General features: G+C 67.7%; 22 protein-coding genes and 3 tRNA genes. 11 read left to right on the top strand and 14 right to left on the bottom strand.

The genetic code is table 11. The annotated features are described in order from the left end of the window. Positions 1 to 14: 14 nt before the first annotated feature. Positions 15 to 803, bottom strand: coding sequence for a DUF3060 domain-containing protein (locus ACNUDN_RS05015; protein ID WP_431959445.1), 789 nt, complete (start codon positions 801 to 803; stop codon positions 15 to 17). A gap of 97 nt (positions 804 to 900) precedes the next feature. Here ACNUDN_RS05015 and ACNUDN_RS05020 point away from each other — a divergent pair, with 97 nt between their 5' ends. Further along, complete coding sequence (locus tag ACNUDN_RS05020) at positions 901 to 2,004, top strand: NAD(P)/FAD-dependent oxidoreductase (protein WP_419120929.1); 1,104 nt, start codon at positions 901 to 903, stop codon at positions 2,002 to 2,004. Here the strand turns inward: ACNUDN_RS05020 and ACNUDN_RS05025 are convergent. From ACNUDN_RS05025 to ACNUDN_RS05085, 13 genes are all read right to left on the bottom strand, one after another. Continuing rightward, positions 1,982 to 2,974 (bottom strand): magnesium transporter CorA family protein, encoded by a 993-nt coding sequence (locus tag ACNUDN_RS05025; protein WP_419120930.1) that lies wholly within the window; start codon positions 2,972 to 2,974, stop codon positions 1,982 to 1,984. The genes ACNUDN_RS05020 and ACNUDN_RS05025 overlap by 23 nt on opposite strands. Continuing rightward, positions 2,971 to 4,071 carry an MSMEG_0565 family glycosyltransferase gene (locus ACNUDN_RS05030; RefSeq protein WP_419120931.1) on the bottom strand — a complete coding sequence of 367 codons (1,101 nt, stop codon included), beginning with the start codon at positions 4,069 to 4,071 and terminating at the stop codon, positions 2,971 to 2,973. The genes ACNUDN_RS05025 and ACNUDN_RS05030 overlap by 4 nt, the downstream gene beginning before the upstream one ends. 3 nt (positions 4,072 to 4,074) lie before the next feature. Then, on the bottom strand, positions 4,075 to 4,917 hold the full coding sequence (locus ACNUDN_RS05035) for a carbon-nitrogen hydrolase family protein (protein ID WP_419120932.1): 843 nt from the start codon (positions 4,915 to 4,917) through the stop codon (positions 4,075 to 4,077). Between the two features lie 3 nt (positions 4,918 to 4,920). Continuing rightward, on the bottom strand, positions 4,921 to 6,348 hold the full coding sequence (locus ACNUDN_RS05040) for an MSMEG_0567/sll0787 family protein (RefSeq protein WP_419120933.1): 1,428 nt from the start codon (positions 6,346 to 6,348) through the stop codon (positions 4,921 to 4,923). Between the two features lie 5 nt (positions 6,349 to 6,353). Next, positions 6,354 to 7,418, bottom strand: coding sequence for an MSMEG_0568 family radical SAM protein (locus ACNUDN_RS05045; protein WP_419120934.1), 1,065 nt, complete (start codon positions 7,416 to 7,418; stop codon positions 6,354 to 6,356). Positions 7,419 to 7,421: 3 nt separating this feature from the next. Beyond that, complete coding sequence (locus ACNUDN_RS05050; RefSeq protein WP_419120935.1) at positions 7,422 to 8,708, bottom strand: MSMEG_0569 family flavin-dependent oxidoreductase; 1,287 nt, start codon at positions 8,706 to 8,708, stop codon at positions 7,422 to 7,424. Continuing rightward, positions 8,705 to 9,001, bottom strand: a complete 297-nt coding sequence (locus ACNUDN_RS05055; RefSeq protein WP_419120936.1) for an MSMEG_0570 family nitrogen starvation response protein — start codon at positions 8,999 to 9,001, stop codon at positions 8,705 to 8,707. The genes ACNUDN_RS05050 and ACNUDN_RS05055 overlap by 4 nt, the downstream gene beginning before the upstream one ends. Further along, complete coding sequence (locus tag ACNUDN_RS05060) at positions 8,994 to 9,884, bottom strand: carbon-nitrogen hydrolase family protein (protein ID WP_419120937.1); 891 nt, start codon at positions 9,882 to 9,884, stop codon at positions 8,994 to 8,996. Before ACNUDN_RS05060 ends, ACNUDN_RS05055 begins: the two co-directional genes overlap by 8 nt. A 4-nt stretch (positions 9,885 to 9,888) precedes the next feature. After that, positions 9,889 to 10,410 carry an MSMEG_0572/Sll0783 family nitrogen starvation response protein gene (locus tag ACNUDN_RS05065; RefSeq protein WP_419120938.1) on the bottom strand — a complete coding sequence of 174 codons (522 nt, stop codon included), beginning with the start codon at positions 10,408 to 10,410 and terminating at the stop codon, positions 9,889 to 9,891. Between the two features lie 198 nt (positions 10,411 to 10,608). After that, positions 10,609 to 11,310, bottom strand: coding sequence for a crotonase/enoyl-CoA hydratase family protein (locus tag ACNUDN_RS05070; RefSeq protein ID WP_419120939.1), 702 nt, complete (start codon positions 11,308 to 11,310; stop codon positions 10,609 to 10,611). A 96-nt stretch (positions 11,311 to 11,406) separates the two neighbouring features. Beyond that, positions 11,407 to 11,811, bottom strand: a complete 405-nt coding sequence (locus ACNUDN_RS05075) for a T6SS phospholipase effector Tle1-like catalytic domain-containing protein (protein ID WP_419120940.1) — start codon at positions 11,809 to 11,811, stop codon at positions 11,407 to 11,409. Positions 11,812 to 11,830: 19 nt separating this feature from the next. Beyond that, positions 11,831 to 12,385: a phospholipase effector Tle1 domain-containing protein gene (locus ACNUDN_RS05080; protein WP_419120941.1), complete on the bottom strand. Its 555-nt coding sequence runs from the start codon at positions 12,383 to 12,385 to the stop codon at positions 11,831 to 11,833. Positions 12,386 to 12,536: 151 nt separating this feature from the next. Next, the gene (locus tag ACNUDN_RS05085; RefSeq protein ID WP_419120942.1) at positions 12,537 to 13,253 is read right to left on the bottom strand and encodes an MBL fold metallo-hydrolase; all 717 of its coding nucleotides are present in this window, start codon (positions 13,251 to 13,253) and stop codon (positions 12,537 to 12,539) included. Positions 13,254 to 13,365: 112 nt separating this feature from the next. Here ACNUDN_RS05085 and ACNUDN_RS05090 point away from each other — a divergent pair. The 10 genes from ACNUDN_RS05090 (at position 13,366) to rplK (ending at position 17,398) form a co-directional block, all read left to right on the top strand. Further along, a tRNA-Thr gene (locus ACNUDN_RS05090) sits at positions 13,366 to 13,438 on the top strand. Between the two features lie 50 nt (positions 13,439 to 13,488). Continuing rightward, a tRNA-Met gene (locus ACNUDN_RS05095) sits at positions 13,489 to 13,562 on the top strand. 42 nt (positions 13,563 to 13,604) lie between these two features. Next, positions 13,605 to 13,772: a 50S ribosomal protein L33 gene (gene rpmG, locus ACNUDN_RS05100; RefSeq protein WP_419120943.1), complete on the top strand. Its 168-nt coding sequence runs from the start codon at positions 13,605 to 13,607 to the stop codon at positions 13,770 to 13,772. A gap of 68 nt (positions 13,773 to 13,840) precedes the next feature. Continuing rightward, a complete protein-coding gene (gene hadA, locus ACNUDN_RS05105; RefSeq protein ID WP_419120944.1) occupies positions 13,841 to 14,320 on the top strand; it encodes a (3R)-hydroxyacyl-ACP dehydratase subunit HadA in 480 nt (159 codons plus the stop codon). Continuing rightward, on the top strand, positions 14,307 to 14,735 hold the full coding sequence (hadB, locus tag ACNUDN_RS05110) for a (3R)-hydroxyacyl-ACP dehydratase subunit HadB (RefSeq protein WP_419125020.1): 429 nt from the start codon (positions 14,307 to 14,309) through the stop codon (positions 14,733 to 14,735). The genes hadA and hadB overlap by 14 nt, the downstream gene beginning before the upstream one ends. Before the next feature lie 10 nt (positions 14,736 to 14,745). Further along, positions 14,746 to 15,282: a (3R)-hydroxyacyl-ACP dehydratase subunit HadC gene (gene hadC, locus ACNUDN_RS05115; RefSeq protein WP_419120945.1), complete on the top strand. Its 537-nt coding sequence runs from the start codon at positions 14,746 to 14,748 to the stop codon at positions 15,280 to 15,282. A gap of 125 nt (positions 15,283 to 15,407) precedes the next feature. Beyond that, positions 15,408 to 15,480, top strand: a tRNA-Trp gene (locus ACNUDN_RS05120). Positions 15,481 to 15,567: 87 nt separating this feature from the next. Next, positions 15,568 to 16,023 carry a preprotein translocase subunit SecE gene (secE, locus tag ACNUDN_RS05125; protein ID WP_419120946.1) on the top strand — a complete coding sequence of 152 codons (456 nt, stop codon included), beginning with the start codon at positions 15,568 to 15,570 and terminating at the stop codon, positions 16,021 to 16,023. Positions 16,024 to 16,082: 59 nt separating this feature from the next. Then, positions 16,083 to 16,913, top strand: a complete 831-nt coding sequence (nusG, locus tag ACNUDN_RS05130) for a transcription termination/antitermination protein NusG (protein ID WP_419120947.1) — start codon at positions 16,083 to 16,085, stop codon at positions 16,911 to 16,913. 56 nt (positions 16,914 to 16,969) lie between these two features. Further along, positions 16,970 to 17,398, top strand: a complete 429-nt coding sequence (rplK, locus tag ACNUDN_RS05135; protein WP_003929645.1) for a 50S ribosomal protein L11 — start codon at positions 16,970 to 16,972, stop codon at positions 17,396 to 17,398. Positions 17,399 to 17,416: the final 18 nt, after the last annotated feature.

The following is a 17,416-nucleotide window of genomic DNA, read 5'->3' on the forward strand; positions in this document are numbered from 1 at the left end:
CAGGGCGGCGACGCTCAGTCCGGCTCGATGATGTTGCCGAACCCCGACGTCGAGGTCTCCGGGTTCCCGGAACGGTAGCTGACCCGGTTGTCGACGCCGGATGCGCTGATGATGTCGGCCGAATCGAGGGTGACGGTGTTCTCGATGCCGGACACGATGACCGACGTGCAGGCGCCCTGCACCCGGACGTCGTTGCGCATCCCGCTGATGTTCACCGCACCGCCGTCGCAGAACACGATGCGCTCCGTGCTGACACCGCCGAGACTCACCGAGCCGCCCGCTTGGACCGTGACAACCTTCTCGGTGGAGTCGACGGGGCTGTCCACGCCCACCCTCGGTGGCCCCTCCAGCGGTCCGCCGCCGCCCACCACGGGCGGTTCGCCCCGGCCTGCGGTGGGCGCGGCGGGACGCGGCACCGGCTGCTCGCCGAAGTTCAGGAACATGACCGCGCCCGCAACGCCCACCACCAGCACGGTGACGACCGCGATCGGAACCAGCCACGTCGCCACGGTGTGGGATGGCTTGCGCACCACCCGCTGTGGTGGCGCGTAATACGGCGAGCCGTAGGGCTGGCGCGGCGATCCGTACGGCTGAGACGGCGATCCGTACGGCTGAGACGGTGGTCCGTGGTGCTGAGGTGGGACCGGCACGGTGGGCGGCGATACCCCCTCGGACGGTCCCGTGCCCAACTCGCTGGCCCGGGCCCGGTCGGCAAGCGGACGCTCGAGGTCTCGGATGCGGGCTTCAGGGTCCCCGAACGGCTCCATGCGCAGATGTTTGCACACCTGATCCTCGCTGCTCAACGGTTGAGGCGCGACGGGCCACGGCAAATGTGACCGAACGCTGACCCGGGGTCGGGCCGGGCGATTGGAGCGCCCGCCGCGGTGGTACCCCGGACCCATGGCGGCACCCGGCTTTCTGTGCATTGGCAGCGGGCCCGCGGGTGTCAGCGCGGCCGAGACATTTCGCAGCAGGCATCCGCGGATCCCGGTCCGGATCCTGTCCGCCGACCCGGCGCTGCCCTACGCCAAACCGCCGCTGAGCAAGGAGTTCCTGGGCGGCGGTCACACCAATCTGGATTTGCACAGCGCCGGCTGGTTCCGGCGGCAGAACATCGACCTGCTGCTCGGTGTGACCGTGGCGCACATCGACATCGATGCCCAGCAGGTGATCACGACCGGGGGTGCGCGCCACCCGTACTGGCATCTGGTGCTGGCGCCCGGATCTGCCGCGGTGCCGTTGCGGGTGCCCGGCGCGGACCGCGCACAGCGGTTACGGACGTTCGGCGACGCGGTCGCGCTGAAGATGGCCGCGCGCTACTCCGCCAGCGCCGTGGTGATCGGCGGTGGTCTGGTCGGGTGTGAGGCCGCGGCGTGCCTGGCCGGCCTCGGTGTGGCCACCACCGCCGTGGTGCCCGAATCGGTGCCGCTGCAAAGGCGGTTCGGGACGGATGTAGGCGGGCGCGTCGCCGCGATGCTGGCCCAGTCCGGGGTGCGGGTGGTGTCGTCGACGACGGTGACCGCCATAGACGACACCGGGGTGACCCTGGCATCGGGGGAGCACATCGACGGCGATGTCGTGGTCGCCGCCACCGGGGTGCGCCCCGACATCCGGCTGGCCACCGGCGCCGGTCTGGCGACCCGGGCCGGGCGAGTGGTCGTCGACGAGCACATGCGTACCTCCATCGGCAATGTCTACGCCGCAGGCGATGTCACCCTCGCCCACAACGTCGCGGCGGGCCGGCCGGTGGTCGCCGAACACTGGCGCGATGCCACCCAGCAGGGCCTGATCGCCGGCCTCAACGCGGCCGGTCAACCGGCTGCGTGGAACAAGGTTCCTGGATTTGCCTCTAAGGTAGGCGCTTTCACGCTGTCCTATCGAGGATGGGGCGGCAGCTATGACGATTGCGCGCTGGCCGAGACCGATGAAGGGTTCTGCGCGGTGTACCGGTCCGGCGGCCGGCGGGTCGCGACGCTGGACGCTAGATCCAGTCCCTGCGCTTGAAGGCCAGGAACAACACCAGCACCAGGACGACGATGATGACGCTGCTGGTCAGAAATCCGCCGAAGCTGTCGATGCCCGGGTAATCCACGTTCTGCCCGTAGAATCCGGTGATGGCGGTCGGTACAGCGACGATCGCCGCCCAGCCGGTCAGCTTCTTCATCACGGTGTTCAACCGCGCGTCCTGTAGCGACAGGTTCGTCTCGAACACCGTCGTCACCATGTCGCGCAGCGATTCCGTCCACTCCGAGACCCGCTGTACATGGTCGTAGAGATCGGCATAGAGCGGATCGAGTTCCACCGCGATCTTGGTCTCCAATCGGCGATGCTGGATGGCCAGCACCACCTCACGCATCGGCAGCACCACCCGGCGCAACGCGACCAGATCCTTGCGTAGTTGAAATATGCTGTGCTGGAACTGTTTACGTGGTATCGACTCGTCGAACAGGCTGTCCTCCAGCGATTCGATGCCCTCGTCGAGTCCCTGTACCGCGTCGAAGTGGCCGTCGACCACCACGTCGAGCAGGGCGTGCACCAGCGAGCCGACACCGTACTCCTGGCCCGCGAGCTCATCGAAACGCTTCGAGACCTCGTCCATGTCGAATCTGTCCGACAACCGCACGGTGATCAGCCCCCGCGGCAGCACGAACGCCGAGACACGGTGCTTTTCCAGCGTGGACTCGGTGAACTCGGTGGGCGGAGGTGTCTTGACCGTCACGCCGTAGACGGTGAAGAACGTGTGGGTGCGGTAGACGACGGCCTTGGTGCGTTCGGCGTCGGCGAGGGCGTCCTCGACGGCCCACGTGTTGAGGTGCAACTCACCGGCCAGCTCGGTCAGGATCCCGTGGTCGGGTCCTGAGATGTCACACCACACCAGGGTGTCCTCGGAAGCCAGGCAGTCCGAGATCGCGGCGAACTCGAAATCGTCGGCGGGTTTGCCGTCGCGCCAGATCCGGCCCCGGACGTGAGTCACCCGGACATCATGGCACCGGTGGGCCGCGGGTGTGCTGTGTAGAAGGCGATATGGGCGCACGCGGCGGCCTTCCACGTCATCGATTCCGCCAAGGCCCGGCCCGCGGCCGCAGACCGGCCGGTGTCGCCGACCGCGTCCTGCAACGCCTCGGCGAGGCCCTCGACGGTCGAGGCGTAACGCACCGTATCGCCGAAAACCTCCCGCAGGACTGGCAAGTCACGAGCGACGACCGGCCGCCCGGCCGCGAGGGCCTCCATCGCGGCCAACCCGAAGCCCTCCTTGGTGGACGGAAAAGCGAACACCTCGGCGCCGGCCATGATGGCGGGTAGCTCGTCGTCGGGGACCGCGCCGAGGATGACCGGTCGCCACCCGAGCTCATCGCACCGTTGATCGAAACGGGCGCGGTAATCCCGGTAGTCGAAGAGCGTCTCACCACCGGCGATGACCAGTTGGAGGTTCCGGTCGTGTTGCCGAACCAGATGATGGGCCTCCAGGAGGTCGATGGTGCCCTTACGTGGTTCGATCCCGCCGACAGCCAGTACATACCGCCCCAGTCCGGCGTGCCGGTGACCCCGGTCGGTCGCAGCCGCGGCGGCGATGAACCGGTCGGCCCGCACGCCGTTCGGAATCACCGTGGGCTGCAGTCCCCAGCCTGCGGTCACCTCGGTGGCGACCGCGGCCGACACACAGATCCGCGCGTACGGTTCCACGACGGCTTTCTCGTGGCATTCGACAAGGATCGGGGTGGTGAACTCATCGAGGTGGTGGATGGTGCGGATGCAACTGCCGACGGCGTTGGCGCTGATGCAGTCCTGCGCGTGCACGATGTCGTAGACGTCAGGGGTGAACGCGTCGCGCAGGGTGTCGATCGACCGCACGATGCGCTCGGTGACCGACTCCCCGGGTCGGTCGGCAAACCTGAGCAACCGTACCGTCACCGCCGGATCGACGGCCCTGAAGAAACCGGTGTCACCCTGGCGGGCCAGCGACCAGATGGTGACATCGAGGCCTTCGGCGGCCAGCGCCTCGGCCAGATTGAGGGTGTGCACGACGCCGCCGCGAGGTTTGGTCGAGTAGGTGATCAACGCCACGCGCATCGGTCAGCTCCGCTCCGGCACCGAGTAGGCATCCACCCGACGCTCGGCCAGGTGATCCAGCACCTTACGGGCTCGCGCGATCTCGGCGTCCACATCGATCTCGACGTCAGCCAGACCGCCCTTGGACCGGGTGGTGACCAGCACGTCGCCGCCGGGCCCGACCACTTTGGCCTGGCCGAGAAAACGCAACGATCCCATGATTCCGGTCTGGTTCGCCGAGACCAGGACGACCTGGTTCTCGGCGGCACGGGCACAGTCGTAGAGATCGAACAGCCGCGACTGGCGGTCGGCGGGTAGTCGCGACGCCCGATCGGTGACGCTGGCCGGCCACGCCGACAGCGCGGCGATGATCTGCGCTCCGTCGAGGGCCAGCGTACGGGCGGCCTCGGGGAAGGTCTTGTCGTAGTCGATCAGCATGCCCATCCTGCCGACCGGGGTGTCGAACGCGCCGAACGCGTCACCGGCCAGGTAGGCCATGGACTCGCCGGCCGGCTGGTGCACCTTGCGGTGGGTGCCGAGCACGCCGTCCCCGCACACCGCGATCGCCGAGTTGTAGCGGGCGCCACCGGGCGCCGCCTCGGCGTAGCCGACGCAGACGGTCATCGGGCCCGCCGCAGCGATCACTGTCCTGATCTCGGGACCGTCCGGATCCAGCGCCGGTGGCGGATCGCTCGGGTCGGGAGCGCGCAGATCGCCGATATAGCCGCCGAGGCAGGCGTCCGGGAACACCAGCAGGTGCACGCCGTCCCGCGCGGCGGCCTCGATGATGCCCACCACCTTGGCCACCCCGCGGTCCAGATCACGGCCGAAATGCGCTGCGACGGCCCCTATCCTGGTCGGCGCCATGGCTCACGCGGTCCCCAGCCCGGTCACGCCGGCCGGCAGCGCGGTGGTCACCGCCCCGTCGGGCCAACGCAGACGGATGCCGGGCTCAGCGACGAGTCGGCCGCACCCCCGGGCGACGACCCCGTCGGGTAACGGGGCAGCGCCCTGGTCACCGGTGGTCAGCATGCCGAAGCCGGGGAAACACGTCAGCCAGGATGCCATCTCGACGTCGGCGGGACGCGGAACCGTCGCGACATCGAGCTCGGCGCCGACCCCGGACGCTTCGGCCAGCATCCCCGCGGTCCCTGCGATCCCGGCCATGCTGACGTCCTTGGCCGCACGCGGGCGCGCCGTGGCCACATAGGACATCAGCGCCGCAAGTTCATTTGGGCTGCGGGTGCTCGTCGAGTCCCACTGCCTGCCGTGGTAGCCGGGGCGCCAACCGCCGTTGAGGTCGACGGCCAACCGCACCGCATCGCCGGCCACACCGCCGCCGGCGGGCACCGGATCGGTGGTACGGCCCAGTGCGGTCACCGCCAGCGCGGCCGGCACCCCTACCTGAGTGTGACCGCCCAGCACCGGAACCCGCCACGCCTGCGAGGCGCGGGCCAGCCCACGCACGATGCGCGTCAACACCGACCGGGTCGGTGCGCCGACCGCGTCGAGCAGGCCGGTTGGGGTGGCACCCATCGCGGCGAGATCGTTGACGTTCACCAGCACCGAGCACCAGCCCGCCCACTCCGGATCCCGCTCGACCATCGACGGGATGATCGCATCGCAGGCGGCCACCACATCGCTGCCTGGCAGGGGGACACCGTCGTCTCCGACGAATCCGGCCGGACCCAGCGCACCGGCCATCTCACGCAGCGGCGCGAGTGTCTCGCCCAGGAAGGATTTCGTCGCGACCGCGGCGCGCGAAATCGGATCCATCGGCCATCGCATCACCAGGTGTGGGCGCCCGGCAACGACGCACTCGCCGTGCTCGGTCCAGCCCAGCCCGGTGAACATCGGCCCATAGCGGCGCTGCACAGTGGCCTCGAAGCGCAGTGCCCCGACCGACTCGACATAGGCACAGGCGGCACGGATCAGCGCGGGACCCAGACCCGCAGCCCGGGCGGCCGGATCGGCGACCAGTCTGCTGCCCGTCCACCACCCGATGTCTGGTGTGCAGGCCGGCGCCAACCGGACACCGCCGACCACCGTGCCGTCGGCCCCGACCGCGACCAGCACCGCCGTACGGGGGTCGTCGTCGACGTCGTCGCGGTCGGTTCCGTCGAACATGCCCTGTTCGACGACGAACGACTCCCGCCGCAGTCGGCGGTAGTGCTCGCGTTCACGGTGATCGGCGGGATGGATGAGGAAACGCGCCGAGGAGGGTGGCCGCGTGCCCGCCAGGATGGACAACTCACCCCTGGCCACCGCGCTTCCGGTCGATGAACCTCCGAAAAGCATGTGATTCACCCGCCCAGCGGCTGGAGCACACCGCAGGCGCCGCAGGCGGCGCAGCCGGCCTTCTGGTCGGAGCCGGCCATGCCGGCCAGTCGCAGGCGGTCAGCCACCTCGCGCGACACCTTCTCGACCACCGCGGCGTCGGGCGCCGGCACCCCGTCGATGTCGACAGCCAGAGTGCCCGGATGCGGACGGAAGGGCACCACGAACGGATAGACACCCATCTCGATCAACTCGGCGGCACCGGCGATCAACTCCTCGGTGTCCTCGCCGAGCCCGATGAGAAGATAGGTCGACACCTGGTTGCGGCCGAACACCCGGACCGCTTCCCGCCAGGCCGCCCGGTACTGGGCCAGCGGCACCGTCGCCTTCCCGGGCATCCATCGGCGTCGCACCTCGTCGTCGAGGGATTCGACGTGGATGCCGATCGCGTCCGCGCCGGCCGCGCGCAGGTCGGTGAGCACGCTCAGATCCGCCGGTGGCTCGCACTGCACCTGGATCGGCAGTTGCGGCACCGCCGCTTTGACCGCCCGCACACATCGAGCCAGATGCACAGCACCGCGGTCGGTGCCCGCCGAGGTTCCTGTCGTCATCACCATCTGCGTGACGCCGTCGAGGGTGACGGCTGCCCGGGCCACCTCGGCGAGATCCGCCGGACGCTTCACCGCGGTCGTCGCACCCGCGCGCAGCGACTCCTCGATCGAGCAGAACCGGCAGCGCTGATCGGGGGAGTAGCGAACACAGGTCTGAACCACCGTGGTGGCCAGGACATCACGCCCGTGTAACCGAGCCAACTTCTCATAGCGAACTCCGTCGACCGTGACCAGATCGTAGAATCTCGGCCGGTGGATCACCTCGACATCGAGGCCGGAGTCATGTCCGTCGAACAGAATCCTGTCCCCGTCGAAGGTGAACGGGCTCAACGGGTTACGGGGAATCGCGGCGTTGAGTCCGTCGATCACCAGATGACCGTCGGCGCTGGGCCCGGCACCGGCGCCCCGGCTCAGCGGTGGACGGCCCCGGATGCCGAGCAGCGCGAGATCAACCCGGGTGGATGATTTCGGGGATGTCATTGCTCAGCCTCCTACCGCCAGCCGCAGCCGGGTTGACTCGATCCGGGCTCCGCGCAGGCTCGCGATGATCGCCGCGGCGACATGAGCCGCGTCGCGGTCGATGCCGAGAAACCGGCCCGACCCCCAGGTGTGCATCCAGGGCAGGCCGATGAAGCTCAACCCCGCCACGGTGGTGATGCCTCGGTTCTGCATCGGGCGGCCACCGCCGTCGAACGCGCTGGCCTCGATCCACCGGTAGTCGGGCCGGTACCCGATCGCCCACACGATGGTCGTCACCCCCGCGGCGTGCAGATCCAACGTCGTGGGCTCGGTGTCGGGCTCCCAGACCGGGGTGTAGCGGCTCGGCGGGTCCGCCTGCGCCCCGGTGCGTTCGATGTGAGTGTCGATGTCGTTGCAGATCGAGTTGTACACCTCGTCGGCATGATCGAGGGCGTCCCGCAGTGTCGGCGAGAACCGCAGTGCGGTGCCGTGACCGTCGACCAACGCACCGTAGAGTCGCATCCCCTCGGCAGCGAAGCGGCGCAGGTCGATGTCGCGACCGCCGTCGCGTCCGGTGACGTAGTGGTTGGTCTTCTCGATGGCCGCCTTGCCGCCCGGGTACTCGCCCGCGGGCCGATCATAGAGACCCATCTCGGCCAGCCAGGTCATGCAGTCGCGCCCGCGGTAGAACCGAGCCACTCTGGGGGCGCTCCCCACCGCCAGATGCACCTGCCGCCCAGCCAGATGGAGGTCCTCGGCGATCTGGGCGCCGGACTGACCCGTCCCGACCACCAGCACAGCGCCGTCGGGGAGTTCATCGGCGTTGCGGTACTGCTCGGAGTGAATCTGAGTGACCGAAGACGACAGCGCCCCCGCATAGTTGGGCAGCACCGGAATCGGGTAACCGCCGGTGGCCACGACGGCATGGGTACACGACAAGGTGTCCTGACCGTCATCGGTGCCCAGGGTGAGTTCGAAACCCCCGTCGGCGCCGTGCCGCAACCGGGTCACCCGGGTGTGCGTGCGGACCGGGGCATCGAAGGTGTCCAGCCAGCCGGACAGCCATGCCACCACCTCGTCGCGGGTCATGAAACCATCGGGATCGGATCCGGCATAGCAGTAGCCCGGCAGACGGCAGTGCCAATTCGGCGTCACGAGAGTGAAGTTGTCCCAACGGGTATCCGCCCACGCATGTACCGGTGTCTGCGCCTCCAGCACCACGTGGTCGACACCGGCCTGGCTCAGATACCAGCTCACCGACAATCCGGCCTGACCGCCGCCGATCACCGCGACGGGAATCTGGGTGCTCATGACGCCCCCGATGCGGGGTCCATCGAGACCACCTGCAGGACGGCCTCGCCCGGGTAGCGGGTGGCGGCCTCGACGATCTGTTCGGCAGTGGCGGCCGCAGACGTACAGGCGAAACCGAATTTCGCCAAGACCCGGTCGCCGGCTTCGGTCATCGCGCGTGAGCTACGCTCGACGAAGTCGGTGACGGTGTAGTCGGCCCCCGCGCGCAGATGGTCGTGCACCACCAGGCTCGGTGAATAGCAGTGCTGCTCGACACCGTCGGGCCAACGCACTCGGAACGTCATCTCAGGCACGGGTCAGCTCCCATCCCGGCACAGAGTCGGTATCGGTGATCGGCCCGTAGACGTCGGGCCTGCGGTCGCGCAGATGGAACATGCCGGCCCGCATGGTGCGAAACGTCCCGTCGATGTCGACGTCGGCGACCGCCATACCGCTGCCGAGAAGTGTTGTGGCAAGCACATTTCCACCCGGGTCAACCACTTTCGCGTTGCCCACGTAGCGCAGCGAGCCGAAAGTTCCGCTCTGGTTGGACGCCACCCAGAACACCTGGTTGTCCAGCGCTCTGGCGGAGTCGAACAGATTGAACCGATAGGTCCAGCGGTCGTCCTGCAGATTCTCGGCGGTTGCGGTGCGTGCCGCCGGCCAGGCCGACAGACTCGCGATCACCTGGGCGCCTTTCAACGCCATGATCCGGGCAGCCTCGGGAAAGGCCTTGTCGTAGCAGATCTGCAGGCCGACGCGGCCGACCGGGGTTTCGAAGACGCCATAATCGGTGCCGGCCGAATAGGACATACCCTCGCCCAACGGCTGATGCACCTTGCGGTACGAGCCGTACACTGTCGCGCCGTCGAGTACCGCAGCGGCGTTGTATCGGGTCTCACCGTCGTCGGCGAGTTCACAGAAGCCGATGGCGACGACCAGATCCCCGACGATCCGCTGCACCGTAGCGATCTCCGGACCGTCCAGTCGGATCGCGGGCGGAAGCGACCGGGGCGTACTGCGCACCGTGTCCCCGTGGTTGCCCAGCGACGACAGATAGCCGCCGATCGCTGCCTCGGGCAGGACGAGGAAATCCACCCCCCGCTGCCTGGCTTCGTCGGCAAGCGCAGCGATCACGGCATAGTTCTGGTCCAGGTCGCGGGTGAAGTTGGCGGCCGCCGCGGCGAGTGTCGTCATCGCCCTACACCATGTAGGTGGAGTTGATGATGGCGCCTTTGCGGGCGTAATGGATCAGGGCGTCCTGCACGTCGAGCGGGTGTGCCGGGATCACACCTTCGATAAGATCCTCCTCGCGGCCCCCGTGCAGTGCGAGACCGAACCGGCAGCAGAAGACTGTTCCACCCTCGCCGATGAACGCACCGAGCGCGTCGTTGATGTTCTGCTCACCCGGGAACCCCGAATCTCCGGTCTTCGGAAAGCCGCGCGTGGCAAGGCAATTGATCGAACCCGGGCCGTAGAAGTAGATCGCGGATTCGAAACCCTTCCGCAGCGCGCGGGTCGCCTGGAGCACTGCGACGAAACTGACCGACGACTCGTGGGCGATACCGTGAACCAGGGTGAAGTAGCTCTCCCCGTTCTCGGCCTGGTAGTCCGGGAAGATCTTGGTGCTGCCGTAGATGTTGGAACCCTTGGGCAGCGACGGGTGCGGGATCTCGGCAAGCGAGGTCTTGATGTTCTCGGCGATGGAATCGTCAAAAGGCATGGGCGCTCCTGTGGTCCGGTGACTGTGGCTGTCTCGATTACAGGACCGAACAGTTGCGCATTGGTTGCCGACGGAATACGAACTCGTTAGGGGGAACTCACCGCCGAAATCTCGGAGAAACATCGGCAGCGGGGTGCGGCTACCGGAGGCGGCCTCGCGTGCCGGTGCGGACCGCCTCTCCCGCGCCTGATGCCGGGACTAGATCAGGCTGAATTCCTTTGGAAGACCTTCGATTCCGGCTCGGATCGCGTCGAGGGCCGGCCGGCGTGCCTTGAGCTTGGTGGCCAGATGGGCGCCCGGGTTCAGCGTGGCCGCGGCCTCCTGGGCCACCTGCTGGGCCCGCGCGACGACCTGGTCGGCCGCCACGATCTCGTCGAGCCAGCCCCCGGCGATCGCCTCGTCACCGGTGAACGTCGCCGCCAGCGCTGCACCGCGTTCGAACGCCGCCGGGGTCAGCCGCATCCGCATGATCTCCAGCGCCGAGATCGGGATGGTCATCCCGATCGCCACCTCGATGGCCTGGCACCGGGTTTTCGGTTGGCCCACTCGGTGGTCGGCCGACAGCAGCAGGAACGATCCCATCGCGATGGCGGGTCCGGTGGCGGCGATGATCACCGGCGCCGGGAACGTCAGGGTGCGCAGCGACAACTCGAAGCCGCCGGCAAGCATGCCCAGCGCCAAGTCGGCGTCCCCGGACTGGAACACCGCGAGATCGAATCCGCCACTGAACACCCTCGAATTCCCGGCGAGCACGACGGCCTTGGCCTCGTCGGATTCGGCGCGATCGAGCGCCTCGTTGATCGCCGCCTGCATCGCGGGTCCCAGCACGTTCACCTTGCCGTCATCGAGGGTGACGGTGGCCACGGCGTCCGCGATCTCATACGAAACGGTGCTGGTCATGGATCGAACCTAACAGCGTGGATCCCCGCACCATCGAGCCGGGACCGGTGGAGACCGACGTGAGGAGCGCCCGACCAGCGGTGTGCCGCAGCTCACTCACGACACCCCGGTGGCGGTGAGGGCCGGTGCCGGCGCGGCCGGATCACGAGGCGTCGCCTGGTCGGACACCAGTCGCTCCCCGCGCGCGACCCAGTCGGGATCGGTCCACACGACGTGCTCGGGCAACCGTCGCCAGTACGACGGATGCGCGCGCACAAAGAACTCCACGCTTGCGTGAACGGCAGCGCCGGCCGGAACTCGGCGGAACGACACCGGGTGGGCGCTGCCGGCCAGCGCGTCGACGACATCCGGGGACGGTCGTTGCGGCGGCGGACACACCGCCGCACCCGCGCGAGCGGCGCCGTCGAGCACCCAGTCCAGCGCGATGCCCGAGAGCGGCGCGCACGCGTGATTGCCGCCCGCGACGTCACAGTGCGCGCCCCGGAACCACACCTGCTCCACGATGCCACCCCCACTCGTCTCAGACGGCGTCTCGGACGACCTTGACGTTGGGCAGCGGCACCGACGTCGCCGTCCCCGGCGCCCCCGCCAACCCGGCGGTATCCCACAGGCCGAGGTAGTCGACGTCCACCCCGGCATCGGCGCCGCCCGACAGGTCGGCCGCCAGGCGGGCGAGACGGGCCCAGTCGGTGCCGTCGCGCCGCGTCCGTGGCAGCGCGTAGGTGGCCAGCACATACTCCCGGATCCCGGTGGCCGGCCCGGCGGGGACGTCGCCCACCAGCAGCCCGAACGTGTCGAGCAGACGGGCCAGCGCCCAGGCGCAGGTGGCACCGTGACCGCCGCCGAAAACCAGGACCCGATCTCCGGGCTCCCACCACCGCGCGAGAAACTCGTAGGCCCCGGCCACCGCGGCCCGGGCCCCCGCCGCGGTGGGACGACCGGCCGCGGATGGCGCGCCGGGCGACCAGACCAGCTGGCGGGCATCCCGGCACAACAACTCGGCCGCGATCCCGGTGTTCGAGGGCAGCCCGGTACGGCTGCGGGCAAGGTCGAAGCACAGCGCGATGTTCTTCACGAAGACCCCCGACGTGAGTAGCGGACAGCGCCGGACTCGAGTTTGCCAGTAGGGCGGGTCCGCGTCTTCGGTTTGGCCGATCCGAAGCCCGGTTTCGGCTACGGAATCAGTGCGAAACCGCGGCTTCTGCCACGAAATGCGGTTTCGCGGGTCAGCCGCCCATCATTGCGCGCCACTGCTCCAGATTGCTTGCCCGGTAGACGTAGTTGGTGCTGCGCACCTCCGACAGCGACGCGCTCGGCTCGGCGGAGTACCAGTGTCCGGGGAACACCGTCGGATCACCGGGCAACTGCGCCAGAGCCCGCAGGCTGCGGAACATCTCGTCGGCATCGCCGCCCGGAAAGTCGGTCCGGCCACAGCCCTCCAGGAACAACGTGTCGCCCGCGACCAGGCGCCCGTCCAGCAGAAAGCACTGGCTGCCCGGGGTGTGGCCGGGGGTGTGCAGCAGCTCGATGTCGATGGCGCCGACCGACACCGTGTCGCCGTGCTCATGCGGCGTGAGCTCGCCGGGCGCGATGCCGGTGGTGCGCGACACCCAGTCCGCCTCGTGGGCATTCACGTGGACCGGGACACTGACCCGCTCAAGCAACTCGGCGAGGCCCTTGAGCTCGAACCCCATCATCGACCCGCCGATATGGTCGGGGTGGTGGTGGGTGACCAGCACCCCGGACAGCCGCATACCGTCGGCTTCCAGCGCGTCGACCAGATCCTGGGCGGCGTACGCGGGATCGACCACCACCGTGTCACCGGTTTCCCGGTCGCCGATCAGGTAGGCGAAGTTGCGCATCTGCTGGGCGATCATGTCGCCGGCGGCGAAATCCCGGCCCGAGAGCAGCTGTCTGAAGTAGAGGCGGTCGGAGTCGGCCATAGGCCTCAGCGTAGGCTGGCGGGTGCTGATCGCCGGGAGTGACCAGCGGTTTGGCGCCGGAAACGGTGAGAATGTACCCTCTTTAAGGCTCGCGGCACTTCAGCGGGCTCAGGCCCCCTTAGCTCAGTCGGCAGAGCGTTTCCATGGTAAGGAAAAGGTCAACGGTTCGATTCCGTTAGGGGGCTCGGTGGATACCGGGCGAGCGACCGAGTGCGCCCAGACCGGATCCGTCCGGGGCGGTGTAGCTCAGCTGGTTAGAGCGCACGACTCATAATCGTGAGGTCGGGAGATCGAGCCTCCCCACCGCTACAAGAACGACGCGACTGAACGCGAAGAAGAAGGACGACTGACGTGGCCTCCAGTACCGACGTACGGCCCAAGATCACCTTGGCCTGCGAGGTGTGCAAGCACCGCAACTACATCACCAAGAAGAACCGCCGCAACGATCCCGACCGGCTCGAGATCAAGAAGTTCTGCCCGAACTGCGGGCAGCACCAGGCGCACAAAGAGTCGCGGTAGGCGACACGGACGAGGGCAGGCACCGTCGACTCGCGGTTGCCGAGGTCGACTAGGTAGGTTCATCACTCGTGTCGTTGCTGGACGGACTCGTCGGGTCACACTTCCGCTATCCCGACCACTACATAGTCGGGCGCGAGAAGATCCGCGAGTACGCCGTCGCGGTCAAGAACGACGACCCCGCGTTCTTCGAGGAAACAGTTGCCGCCGAGCTGGGTCACGATTCGCTCCCGGCGCCGCTGACCTTCATCTCGGTGTTCGGCTACCAGGCCCAGCGTGCGATGTTCGAGGCCAACAATATCGCCCTCTCCGACGCCAAGATCGTGCAGGTCGACCAGGTGCTCAAGTTCGTCTCGCCGATCAGGGCCGGCGACAAACTGTACTGCGATGTGTGGGTCGACTCGATCCGCAAAGCGCACGGCACCGACATCATCGTCACCAAGAACATCGTCAGCCGCGAAAACGGCGAGGTCGTGCAGGAGAGCTACACCACGCTGGCGGGGCGTAGCGAAGAAGACGGGGAGAGTGGCTTTTCAGATGGCACTGCGTGAGTTCAGTTCGGTAAGCGTGGGCGATCAACTGCCCGAACGGGTCATTCCGCTCACGCGGGCCGACCTCGTCAACTACGCGGGTGTGTCGGGAGACCTGAACCCGATCCACTGGGACGACGAGATCGCCAAGCAGGTGGGGCTGGACACCGCCATCGCCCACGGCATGCTGACCATGGGACTGGGCGGCGGCTATGTGACGTCCTGGGTCGGCGACCCGGCCGCGGTCACCGAGTACAACGTGCGCTTCACCGCCGTGGTGCCCGTCCCCAACGACGGCAAAGGTGCCGAGATCGTGTTCAACGGGCGGGTGAAGTCCGTCGATCCCGAGGCGAAGACGGTCACCATCGCGTTGAGCGCCACCGCCGGCGGGAAGAAGATCTTCGGCCGCGCCGTCGCCGTCGCGAAGCTCGCATAGGTAGACAGCGATGGCACTCAAGACAGACATCCGCGGGATGGTCTACAAGTACCCCGAGCCCTACGTCGTCGGACGCGAGCAGATCCGCCAGTACGCCAAGGCCGTCAAGGCTCACGACCCGGCCTCGCACGACGTCGAGGCCGCCGCCGCGCTCGGCCACCCCGGACTCGTCGCAGGCCCGACGTTCCTGTCGATCTTCGCCGTGATGATCCAGCGACACTTCTTCCAGCACGTCGACGTCGGATTCGAGACCATGCAGATCGTCCAGGTCGACCAGAAGTTCCTGTTCCACAGCCCGATCAAAGAGGGCGACGAGGTCACCGGCGTGATGCACATCGAGACCGTGGCCGAGCGGTTCGGCGCCGACATCGTCACCACCCGCAACGTGCTGACCAACCAGCACGGCGAAGTGGTGATGGAGGCCTTCACCACATTGATGGGTCACGAGGGGGACAACTCGATCTCTGCCGGCTGGGATCCGGAGACCGGTCAGGTGCTGCGCAGACCGGTCCAGCACGATCCCGGTTCGGATCCGGACTCGGATTAGTAACTGAGACCCCGGGCGCGCTACACTCGGGCTTCGGGGTTTTCCCAGTTAAGCGCGCTGTCCGTCGGCTCAGATCGACCGAACGGGGAGCGCGCGAATTGTGTGGGCCCGATAGGGGCCCGTGAAGGGGCGTAGCTCAACTGGCAGAGCAGCGGTCTCCAAAACCGCAGGTTGCAGGTTCAAGTCCTGTCGCCCCTGCTCAACTGAATACTCGACAAGTGTGGACACTGGTAGTAGGTGACCGCACAGAAGACGGTCAGACGACGATCAGATGGGAAGCATGCGGTGAGCGACGAGCGCGACGGTGTCAGCTCCGCGGACACCGACAACGGCGCACAGAGCGACGACGGTGACACCGGCGGTCAGACCGCGGTGGTGACGCGGCCGCTGCGCCCCACGGGCAAGCGGACCCGGCGGGTAGCCGAGACCGACGAGGACAGCGACGAAGCTCCCGAGACCGACAGTTCGGGATCCAAGGACGACGGCGATGGCCCCCGGGCCAAGAAGAAGACCGCCAAGAAGCCCAAGGACGGCCCGGGTAAGGGCGGCTTCAACCCGTTCGCGTTCGTCCTCAACTACCTGCGGGAAGTTGTCGGTGAACTGCGGAAGGTCATCTGGCCGAACCGCAAGCAGATGGTCACGTACACGACGGTCGTGCTCGTGTTCCTGGTGTTCATGGTGGCGCTGATCGGTGGCGTCGACATCGGCCTGTCCAGGATCGTGACCTGGATCTTCGCCTGACCGCCGCCGACCCGGCACGGCTACGCGCCGTGGCGAACACATTGAGAGAGGACTGACACGTGACTAGCTTCGACGGGGAAGCGCCTTCGGGCGACACCGTCGACACCATCGACGGCGACGAGACCAACGCCGAGGTTCGGGCTGGTGCCGACGCCGAGGCCGTGGGCAGCGACGAGGACGCCGCGCCCGCCGCCGATGACGGTGCCGATGACGACGAGGCGACCCCTGCAGAGGCCGAGGCGGCGCCTGCAGAGGCCGAGGACGAGGATCCCGCGGTCGCGCTCAAGAAGGAGCTGCGTCTGAAGCCGGGCGAGTGGTACGTCATCCACTCCTACGCCGGTTACGAGAACAAGGTGAAAGCCAACCTCGAAACCCGCGTGCAGAACCTCGACGTCGGCGACTACATCTTCCAGGTCGAGGTGCCCACCGAGGAAGTCACCGAGATCAAGAACGGCCAGCGCAAGCAGGTCAACCGCAAGGTGTTGCCCGGCTACATCCTGGTCCGCATGGAACTCAACGACGAGTCGTGGGGCGCGGTGCGCAACACCCCGGGCGTGACCGGTTTCGTCGGTGCGACGTCACGGCCGTCGCCGCTGTCGCTGGACGACGTGGTGAAGTTCCTGCTGCCGCCCGCCGCGGCCAAGAAGCCCGGCAAGGCCGCCACGGCCGCATCCACTGCCGCAGCCGAGGCCGGTGGCATCGAGCGTCCCGTCATCGAGGTCGACTTCGAGGTGGGCGAGTCCGTCACCGTCATGGACGGACCGTTCGCGACCCTGCCGGCATCGATCAGCGAGGTCAACGCCGAACAGCAGAAGCTCAAGGTGCTGGTGTCCATCTTCGGACGTGAGACACCGGTCGAACTGACCTTCACCCAGGTCGCCAAGATTTAACGCGGGCCGTACAAGCCCCACTTCGAAGAGAACGAGAGAAGAGAGAAAGCACAGCCATGCCCCCGAAGAAGAAGGTCGCCGGGCTGATCAAGCTGCAGATCCAGGCCGGGCAGGCCAATCCCGCCCCGCCGGTCGGACCCGCGCTCGGCCAGCACGGCGTCAACATCATGGAGTTCTGCAAGGCGTACAACGCTGCCACCGAGTCGCAGCGCGGCAACGTCATCCCCGTGGAGATCACCGTCTACGAGGATCGCAGCTTCACGTTCGCGCTGAAGACCCCGCCCGCGGCCAAGCTGCTGCTCAAGGCGGCCGGTGTTCCCAAGGGTTCCGGCGAGCCGCACAAGACCAAGGTTGCGAAGGTGACCTGGGATCAGGTGCGTGAGATCGCCGAGACCAAGAAGGAAGACCTGAACGCCAACGACATCGATCAGGCCGCCAAGATCATCGCCGGCACCGCCCGGTCCATGGGGATCACAGTCGAGTAGCTTGCGGATCGACCCGGG

The organism is Mycobacterium sp. smrl_JER01 (genome assembly GCF_048513595.2).
Classification (GTDB): domain Bacteria; phylum Actinomycetota; class Actinomycetes; order Mycobacteriales; family Mycobacteriaceae; genus Mycobacterium.